Annotated in this window: 7 protein-coding genes; 2 read left to right on the top strand and 5 right to left on the bottom strand. The window is 71.2% G+C overall.

The features are described 5' to 3' along the window. A partial coding sequence (locus HMPREF0731_RS25535) for a hypothetical protein (protein WP_007004879.1) occupies nt 1-212 on the bottom strand: 212 nt, incomplete at its 3' end. Between the two features lie 545 nt (nt 213-757). Here HMPREF0731_RS25535 and HMPREF0731_RS14345 point away from each other — a divergent pair. Beyond that, complete coding sequence (locus HMPREF0731_RS14345; protein WP_040613378.1) at nt 758-2,449, top strand: MFS transporter; 1,692 nt, start codon at nt 758-760, stop codon at nt 2,447-2,449. 218 nt (nt 2,450-2,667) lie between these two features. Continuing rightward, nucleotides 2,668-4,554, top strand: a complete 1,887-nt coding sequence (locus HMPREF0731_RS14340) for an AMP-binding protein (protein WP_040613376.1) — start codon at nt 2,668-2,670, stop codon at nt 4,552-4,554. A 55-nt stretch (nt 4,555-4,609) separates the two neighbouring features. Here the strand turns inward: HMPREF0731_RS14340 and HMPREF0731_RS14335 are convergent, their stop codons facing one another. From HMPREF0731_RS14335 to HMPREF0731_RS14320, 4 genes are all read right to left on the bottom strand, one after another. Further along, nucleotides 4,610-5,026: a pyridoxamine 5'-phosphate oxidase family protein gene (locus tag HMPREF0731_RS14335; protein WP_007004875.1), complete on the bottom strand. Its 417-nt coding sequence runs from the start codon at nt 5,024-5,026 to the stop codon at nt 4,610-4,612. Nucleotides 5,027-5,115: 89 nt separating this feature from the next. Beyond that, nucleotides 5,116-5,829, bottom strand: coding sequence for a uracil-DNA glycosylase (gene ung / locus HMPREF0731_RS14330; protein WP_007004874.1), 714 nt, complete (start codon nt 5,827-5,829; stop codon nt 5,116-5,118). A gap of 9 nt (nt 5,830-5,838) precedes the next feature. Beyond that, nucleotides 5,839-6,969: a peptide chain release factor 2 gene (gene prfB / locus HMPREF0731_RS14325; protein ID WP_007004873.1), complete on the bottom strand. Its 1,131-nt coding sequence runs from the start codon at nt 6,967-6,969 to the stop codon at nt 5,839-5,841. A gap of 152 nt (nt 6,970-7,121) precedes the next feature. Next, the coding region (locus HMPREF0731_RS14320) for a penicillin-binding protein 1A (RefSeq protein WP_007004872.1) at nt 7,122-9,610 on the bottom strand (2,489 nt) is incomplete at its 5' end.

The raw sequence follows: 9,610 nt of genomic DNA, 5'->3' as shown, positions 1-9,610 counted from the left end.
CCCCACAGCACGCTGCCGCGCAGATCCTGCCGCGGCACCCGCAGCGCGGCCCCCCACAGGCCGAGCCAGACCGCCGCCGTCAGCAGCGCGCCGCTTTGCAGCGACAGCGCCGGCTCGGCCGCGAGCCCGGCCATCACCAGCGCGATGCCGAGGCCGAGCCCGCCGAGGATGCGGCGGATCCTGTGGTCAGCCAGAGTGCGCAGCGTATCCATGAGCCTTCCTTCCCCCCGCATGCTGACGCCGCGCACGCGAAGATGCCAGCCGGTTTTCGCCCCCGCCGGGGCGCGGCGCGGAAAACGCCGCGCGGCGGGCGGGTCCGGCGGGCCCTGCCGGGCCCTGCCGCATATGGGGCGAACGGGGCAGGCCGCCAAGCGTTGCGCGGCACCGCCGGCACGGCCGGGGCGGCCCCCTCGCCGGGCCGCAGGAGGTGGTTGCAGTGCGGCATGGGCTTGCCATACCGTGCGGAAGCGAATCGGTTTCCGATAATCGGATCACTGTTCGTCAAGAAGATGAAACCTTCGTAACTCAGCCACATGGCCGATTTCCGCGATTCCCTCCGGGCCGGCGGCGAGGTCACACTTCGACACAGCCCTTCCAGCCGCGCATCGGGCCGGTGACGGGCTCAGGACCGCGTATCCAAGAGCGCGGAAGATCAACAAGAACCGGGGGCGGCGGCGAACCGTGGCCTCCCGGGCAGGGCAGGATAGGTTCGACAATGGCATCCGCGATTCCACGGACAGAAGCGGCGAATCGGCCGATGACGCGCGAGGAAAAGCGCGTGATCCTGGCTTCCTCGCTCGGGACCGTCTTCGAATGGTATGATTTCTACCTGTACGGCTCCCTGGCGATCTTCATCGCCGCCAAGTTCTTCACCGTCCTCGGGGCGGATGGCAGGCCGATCTTCGACGAGGCGACCCGCAACGTCTTCGCCCTGCTGGCCTTCGCCGCGGGCTTCCTGGTGCGGCCCTTCGGCGCGCTGGTCTTCGGCCGCCTCGGCGACCTGGTGGGCCGCAAATACACCTTCCTGATCACCATCGTGATCATGGGCGCCTCCACCTTCATCGTCGGTATCCTGCCGACCGCCGAGCAGATCGGCATCGCCGCGCCGATCATCCTGATCGTGCTGCGCTGCCTGCAGGGCCTGGCGCTGGGCGGCGAGTATGGTGGCGCCGCGACCTATGTGGCCGAGCACGCGCCGCATGGCCGCCGCGGCTTCTACACCTCCTTCATCCAGATCACCGCGACGGGCGGGCTGTTCCTGTCGCTGATCGTCATCCTCAGCACCCAGGCCATCACCGGCGAGGCCGCCTTCCGCGACTGGGGCTGGCGCGTGCCCTTCCTGGTGTCGATCGTGCTGCTCGGCATCTCGGTCTGGATCCGCACCCAGATGGAGGAGAGCCCCGCCTTCAAGAAGATGAAGGCCGAGGGCACCCACTCCAAGGCGCCGCTGACCGAGGCCTTCGGCCAGTGGAAGAACGCCAAGATCGCCCTCTTCGCGCTGCTCGGCCTGGTCGCCGGCCAGGCGGTGGTCTGGTACACGGGGCAGTTCTACGCGCTGTTCTTCCTGGGCTCGGTGCTGAAGGTGGACAGCTACACCACCAACCTGCTGATCGCCTGGGCGCTGCTGCTCGGCTCCGGCGGCTTCGTGCTGTTCGGCTGGCTGTCCGACAAGATCGGCCGCAAGCCGATCATCCTCGGCGGCTGCCTGCTCGCCGCGCTGACCTATTTCCCCCTGTTCAAGCTGATGAGCGCCGAAGCCAACCCGGCGCTGCACGCCGCGCACCAGAACATCACCGTGGTGGTGCGGGCCGACCCGGCGGATTGCTCCTTCCAGTTCAACCCGACCGGCACGGCGCGCTTCACCAATTCCTGCGACATCGCCAAGGCGGCGCTGGCCCGGCTGTCCGTCAACTACACGGTCGAGAGCGCGCCCGCCGGCACCCCCGCCAGCGTCAGCGTGGCCGGCAACGTGATCACCAGCGGCCAGCCCAATTTCGCCCAGGCGCTGGGCGCCGCCATCACCGCGGCGGGCTACCCGGCGGCGTCGAACCCGACCGTGGTCAAGGTCAACCACCCGCTCGACATCTTCGGCGAGCAGCAGCTGGTGCTGATCCTGGTGCTGACCCTGCTGGTGATCTACGTCACCATGGTCTACGGCCCGATCGCCGCCGCGCTGGTCGAGCTGTTCCCGACCCGCATCCGCTACACCTCGATGTCGCTGCCCTACCACATCGGCAATGGCTGGTTCGGCGGGCTGCTGCCGGCCACCAGCTTCGCCATGATCGCGCAGACCGGCGACGTCTATTTCGGCCTCTGGTACCCGGTGGCCATCGCCCTCTTCACCGTGGTGATCGGCCTCTTCTTCGTGCCGGAGACCAAGGACCGCGACATCTTCGCCGAGGACACGGCGGAGGTGCCGCAGGGCAAGACCGCGCGCCTGCGCGGCTGAGGCCTCGCCCCGGGGCGGAATGGAGAGGGGGGGCTTCGGCCCCCCCTTTTTTCTTGCCAGGAAAAGACGTTCTTTTTTGAAAAAAAGAACCAAAAAACTTCTGTCGGTTTGGCGTCCCGCCGTGACGGGAGACGGCGGCAGCCTGGAAAAAAGTCTTTTTGCTTCTTTTTCTTCAGAAAAAGAAGAATGCTGAAATGAAAAAATCAGGGAGGTCGCCAATGAACGATGGCTATGACCGGATGCACGCGGCCTGGCGGCGCGACCCGGAGGGCTACTGGCTGCGCGCCGCCGCCGGCATCGACTGGGCCGTCCCGCCGACCCGCGCCTTCGACCCGGAGCAGGGCCCCTATGGCCGCTGGTTTCCCGATGCCCGGCTGAACATTTGCCACAACGCGCTGGACCGCCATGTCGCCGCCGGGCGCGGCGGCCAGGACGCGCTGATCTGGGACAGCCCGCTGGCCGGCGCGAAGGCGCGGCTGAGCTATGCCGAGCTGCTGGACCGCACCGCGCGGCTGGCCGGCGCCATGGCCGCACGCGGCGTCACCCAGGGCGACCGCGTGGTGATCTACATGCCGATGGTGCCGGAGGCGGTGATCGGCATGCTGGCCTGCGCGCGGCTCGGCGCCGTGCATTCCGTGGTGTTCGGCGGCTTCGCGGCGGCCGAGCTCGCCGCGCGCATCACCGATGCCGAGCCGAAGCTGATCCTCTCCGCCTCCTGCGGGCTGGAGCCGGGGCGGGTGGTGAAATACAAGCCGCTGCTGGACGCGGCGCTGGGCCTCTCCCCCCACCGGCCGGCTTCGGGCTGCCTGGTGCTGCAGCGCGAGGCCTGGCGCTGCGCGCTGGTCCCGGGCCGCGACGAGGACATGCTGGCGGCGATCGAGGCCGCCGAGCCGCATCCCTGCGTCGAGACGGCGGCGACCGACCCGCTCTACATCCTCTACACCAGCGGCACGACCGGGAAGCCCAAGGGCGTGCTGCGCGATTGCGGCGGCTATGCCGTGGCGCTGCACCACTCGATGGGGCTGCTCTACGGCGTGGGGGCGGGGGATGTGACCTGGACCGCCAGCGATGTCGGCTGGGTGGTCGGGCATTCCTACATCGTCTATGGCCCGCTGCTCGCGGGCTGCACCACCCTGGTCTATGAGGGCAAGCCGGTCGGCACGCCGGATGCCGGCGCCTTCTGGCGCGTCTGCGCCGAGCACGGGGTGAAGACCCTGTTCACCGCCCCCACCGCGCTGCGCGCCATCAAGAAGGAGGATCCGGAGGGGCGGATGCTGGCCGGGCACGACCTCTCCCGGCTGGAGGCGCTGTTCCTGGCCGGCGAGCGCTGCGACCCCGACACCGCCCTCTGGGCCGAGAAGCTGCTGGGCCGCCCGGTGATCGACCATTGGTGGCAGACCGAGACGGGCTGGTGCATCACCGGCAATTTCCGCGGCGCGGGGCTGTTCCCGATGCGCGCCGGCTCCGGCGGCAAGCCCGCACCCGGCCATGTGGTGGAGGCGCTGGACGAGGCCGGCCGCCCCCTGCCTCCGGGCCAGACCGGCAGCCTGGCGCTGCGCCTGCCGCTGCCGCCGGGCTGCGCGCCGACGCTCTACCGCGCCGATGCGCGGTTCCGCGAAGCCTATCTCGACGCCTTCCCCGGCTACTACAACACCGGCGATGCCGGCATGGTGGATGCGGAGGGCTATGTCTGGGTGATGTCGCGCACCGACGACATCATCAATGTCGCCGGCCACCGCCTCTCCACCGGCGCGATGGAGGAGGTGCTGGCCAGCCACCCGGATGTCGCCGAATGCGCGGTCGTCGGGGTGAAGGATGCGCTGAAGGGCCAGGCGCCGCTCGGCCTGGTGGTGCTGAAGGCGGGCGTCGAGAAGGACGAGGCAGCCCTGGCGGCCGAGCTGGTGGCGCTGGTGCGGGAGCGCATCGGCCCCGTCGCGGCCTTCAAGCAGGCGCGGGTGGTGCAGCGGCTGCCCAAGACCCGCTCGGGCAAGATCCTGCGCGCCACGCTGCGCAAGCTGGCGGATGGGGAGGAGTTCGCCGTGCCCGCCACCATCGACGACCCGATGATCCTGGAGGAGATCGGGGAAGTGCTGGCGCGGGCCTGAGCGGCCCCTTGAGCGAACCAAAGCGCGGGCCCGGCCAGGGTCCGCGCCGGCCGGCTCAGGGCCGGATCTCGCCGGAGTCGGCGCCGTTCCAGTAATGGATGCGCGTCGCGCGGACCTTGATCATCGCCAGGCCGGCGGTGTCGATCCCCTGCGGGAACCATTTGTCGAGATCGGGCGACCAGTGCGCGCGGAACTGCGCCTTGTCCTGGATGATCTCGGCCTCGCCCTCGACCGCGATGGAGAAGGCCTGGGCGCCCTGGAAGGTCAGCGACACCTTGGGGTCGCGGCGGATCTCGCCGACCGTGTGGGTGTCCTGCATGGCGAAGTAGCAGGAATCGCCCCGGTACTCGACCTGGCCATTGTTGCTCATCGGCCGGCTGGCGATGGAGCCATCCTCGGCATGGGTCGAGAGCATGGCGATGTCGATCTGGCGCATCCTGTCGGACAGCTCGGGCAGGGTCATCTGTGGCATGGCGGGGCTCCTCGCGGCGTCGCCTGTCCAACGCCGGGCGCGGGGGCGGGTTTACCGCGCGGCCCTGCCCGGCGGGCCGGCCGGGCGCCCTAGAGCCGCCAGTCGACCGGGTCGCGGCCCTGCGCGCGCAGGAAGTCGTTCGCCCGGCTGAAGGGGCGGGAGCCGGCGAAGGGGCTGGCGCTGCGCGCCGCCTGGGCCGCGGCCAGCGGCGAGGGATGGTCGGATTCCAGCAGCCGATGCCGCGTGCCGGTCAGCAGCTTCGCCCGCTGGCGCGCATGTCCGCCCCAGAGCAGGAAGGCCACCGGATCGGGCCGCGCATCCACCGCCCGCAGCACCGCATCGGTGAAGCCGTGCCAGCCGGCGCGGGCATGGCTGCCGGCCTTGCCCTCCTCCACGGTGAGGGCGGTGTTGAGCAGCAGCACGCCCTGATCCGCCCAGCGGGTGAGGCAGCCATGATCCGGCGCCGGGAGGCCGCAATCGGCGGCCAGTTCACGGTGGATGTTGCGCAGCGAGGGCGGGATGCGCACCCCCACCGGCACGGAGAAGGACAGGCCCATGGCCTGGCCCGGCCGGTGATACGGGTCCTGCCCCAGGATCACCGCCTTCACGCGCGCCAGCGGCGTGTGCCGCAGGGCGGCGAAGACCAGCGGCTCGGGCGGGTAGATCGCCTTGCCGGCCGCGCGCTCGGCCTGCAGGAACGCCGCCAGCGCGTCCATGAGCGGCATGGCGAAGGCGGGGCCGAGCGCGGCGCGCCAGCACTCCGGCAGAGCGGCCAGCGCCGGCTCCCAGGCCGGATGCGTCACGCGGCGGCCTCAGCGCGCGCTGGCGCTGGCCTCCGACCGGTGCGCGCCGACGCGGGACGCCAGGGCGGCGGCCATGAAATCATCCAGCTCGCCATCCAGCACCGCGTCGGGATTGCCCTTCTCGACATTGGTGCGGAGATCCTTGACCAGCTGGTAGGGCGCCAGGACGTAGGAGCGGATCTGGTGGCCCCAGCCGATATCGGTCTTGCCGGCCTCGATCCCCGCGGTGATCTCCTCGCGCTTGCGCAGCTCCAGCTCGTAGAGCCGCGCCTTCAGCATCTCCATGGCGATGACGCGGTTGCGGTGCTGGCTGCGATCCTGGGTCGAGGCGGCGACGATGCCGGTCGGGATATGCGTGAAGCGCACGCCGGATTCGGTCTTGTTGACGTGCTGCCCGCCAGCGCCCGAGGCGCGGAAGGTGTCGGTCTTCAGGTCGGCCGGGTTGATCTCGATCTCGATCTTGTCGTCGATCACCGGGAAGACATAGACGCTCGCAAAAGACGTCTGGCGGCGGGCGGCGGCGTCGAAGGGCGAAATCCGCACCAGGCGGTGCACGCCGCTCTCGGTCTTCAGCCAGCCATAGGCGTTGGGGCCCGTCACCTGGATGGTGGCCGACTTGATGCCGGCCTGCTCACCCTCGCTCTCCTCGGTCAGCTGCACCTTGTAGCCGCGCTTCTCCGCCCAGCGCTGGTACATGCGCAGCAGCATCTGCGCCCAGTCCTGCGCCTCGGTGCCGCCGGCGCCGGCATTCACCTCGACGAAGCAGTCGCGCATGTCGGCCTCGCCCGAGAGCAGGCTCTCGATCTCGCGGCGCTTGGCCTCGGCGGCGAAGCTGTGCAGATCAGCGATGGCGGCGTCCGCCGTGGCGCCGTCACCCTCGGCCTCGGCCAGCTCGATCAGCTCCAGCGCGTCCTTGACGTCCTGCTCCAGCTTCTTCACGCCCTCCACCTGGTCGGCCAGGCGGTTGCGCTCGCGCATCACGGCCTGGGCCTCGTCGGGCTTCTCCCACAGCGTGGGGTCCTCGGCGCGGGCATTCACCTCGTCCAGCCGCCGCAGCGCCACGTCCCAGTCGAGGTGGCGGCGCAGCAGGGCGATGGAATCCTCGATCTGGCCGCGCAGGGCCTCGGCATCGGCACGCATCTGTCACTTTCCTCCACGGCGCGGCGGCGGCTCAAGCGGGGCCGGCAAAAGTCCGGGGGAATGAATTCCCCCGGGCCCCCATCTTTTCTCTGTCAGGGCCGGCGGGCGATGCCCGCCGGCAGGCGGGGCAGCGTCCGGGGCAGCAAACGGGCTTAGTAGAGCCCGCCCAGGTTGCTGTCCACGCCAGCCGGCGTGTCGGAGGACATCACGCTGTCATCCACCGGCGGCCGGGCGGCATTCTCGGTGCCGGGGCGGAACGGCTCCAGGATGGTCTGGCCATTGTCCAGCTGGACGCGGACCAGGGCGACACCCGGGGGGGCGCGGAACGGCACCGGCGGGCTGTCCTTCAGCGCCGCGGCCACCACGTCGTGGAACACCGGGGCGGCGGTGCTGCCGCCGGTCTCGCCACTGCCCAGGCTGCGCGGCTCGTCATAGCCGATCCACACCGCCACCGCGATGTCGGGGGTGAAGCCCACGAACCAGTTGTCCATGTAGTCATTGGTGGTGCCGGTCTTGCCGGCCACCGGCCGGCCCAGCCCGGCCCCGGCCCGCGTGCCGGTGCCATACTGCACCACGCCCTGCAGCAGCGAGACCATCTGGTAGGCGGCGATCGGGTCGGTCAGCTGCCGGCGCTCATCCACCAGCCGCGGCGGCGCGCCATTCGGGCCGCTGTCGCAACCCTCGCAGCGGCGGTTGTCGGCACGCCAGACGACGCGGCCGAAGCGGTCCTGCACGCTGTCGATCAGCGTCGGCGCCACCTCCTTGCCGCCATTGGCGAAGGAGGCATAGGCGGCGGCCATGCGCATCACCGTCGTCTCGCCGGCGCCGAGCGCCATGGACAGCACGCGCGGCATGTTGGGGATGACGTGGAAGCGCGCCGCCGTCTCCGCCACCCGGTCGATGCCGATCTCCTGCGCCAGCCGCACCGTCACCAGGTTGAGCGACTTCTGCAGCGCCGTGCGCATCGTCACCCAGCCATTGTGGTTGCCGCTGTAGTTGCCGGGGCGCCAGATGCCCTGCGGCGTGCGGATCTCGACCGGCCCGTCCAGCAGCTGCTGGTTGGGCGGGATGCCCATCTCCAGCGCCGGCAGGTAGACGAAGGGCTTGAAGGAGGAGCCGGGCTGGCGCAGCGCCTGGGTGGCGCGGTTGAACCAGCTCTTCTCGAAGGCGAAGCCGCCGGCCATGGCCAGCACGCGCCCGGTCTGCGGGTCGAGCGCGACCACCGCGCCCTCCACCTGCGGGATCTGCCGCAGCGCCAGCCGCGCCGGCCGGGCCGGGGTGCGGCCCTGGGCGGCGGTGGCGGGCAGGCTCTCCACCAGCACGACGTCGCCCACCGAGAGCACGTCCTGCATGCGGCGCGGCGCCGCGCCCAGCCTTCCGTCGCGGCCGACCGGGCGGGCCCAGCCCATGTCCTCGAAGGGCAGGCTCGCCTGGCGCGGCTGGGCGGGGGTGGCGCGGTCGGGCTTCTCCACCCAGCCGAGCCGCGCCTCGCGCGCCTCGACGGAGAGCACCACGGCCAGGCGCCAATCCGGCAGCGCGCCGGGCGGGCGGGCCACCGCCTCCAGCGCCGGCATCCATTCGGTGGCGCCGGCGGCGATCTGCGCCACCGGGCCGCGCCAGCCGCCGCGCCGGCGGTCGTAATTCATCAGCCCCTCGCGCAGCGCCGCCTCGGTGGCGGCCTGCAGCCCGGGCTCCATGCTGGTGCGCACCACGAGGCCACCCATGGTGGTCTGGTCCTGGCCGAAGCGGGTGACCAGCTCGCGCCGCACCTCCTCGGTGAAGTACGGGCCGGCGGCCACCATGTCGGGGCGGGCGCGGCCGCGCGGCACGATCGGCTCCTGCTTCGCCGCATCGGCCTCGGCGCGGGTCACCGCGCCGTCATCGGCCATGCGGTCCAGCACCCAGTCGCGGCGGGCCTTGGCGGCCTCGGGGAAGCGGGCGGGGTTGTAGTTGTTGGGCGCCTTGGGCAGGGCGGCGAGGAAGGCGGTCTCGCCCAGCGTCAGCTCGTCGAGGCCCTTGTTGAAGTAGTTCATCGCCGCGGCGGCGACGCCATAGGCCTGGGCGCCCAGGAAGATCTCGTTCAGGTAGATCTCGAGGATGCGCTCCTTCGGCATGGCGCCTTCCAGCCGGAAGGCCAGCACCGCCTCGCGCACCTTGCGCAGCATGGTGCGCTCATTGCCCACCAGCATGTTCTTGGCGACCTGCTGGGTGATGGTGGAGGCGCCGCCGGCACGCCTTCCGCTCGCCAGCCCCTCGATGTTGCTGATCACCGCGCGGCCGATGCCGATCGGGTCGACGCCGTGATGCTCCCAGAAGCGCTGGTCCTCGGCCGCCGTGAAGGCCTGCTGCACGCGGCGCGGGATGGCGCCGATCGGCAGGAAGACGCGGCGCTCCAGCGCCAGCTCGGCCATCAGCCGGGAATCGGCGGCGTAGATGCGGCTCATCTGCGGCGGCTGGTAGTCGGCCAGCCAGGCATGCTCGGGCAGGTCGGCCGTCGCCTGGCGGTAGAAGCCATAGGCGGCGATGCCGCCGACCGCCGTGGCCGCCAGCCCGACCGCCAGGCCGAACCCGGCCAGCCGGGCGACCAGCCGCCCCAGGCCACGGCCGGACTTGCCGGGCTCGCCCCCCTTGCGGCCGCCCC

It is taken from the genome of Pseudoroseomonas cervicalis ATCC 49957 (assembly GCF_000164635.1).
In the GTDB taxonomy this organism is placed as follows: Bacteria; Pseudomonadota; Alphaproteobacteria; order Acetobacterales; family Acetobacteraceae; genus Pseudoroseomonas; species Pseudoroseomonas cervicalis.
The sequence above is the reverse complement of the archived record's forward strand: the minus strand, read 5'-3'. Positions and strand labels throughout refer to the sequence as shown.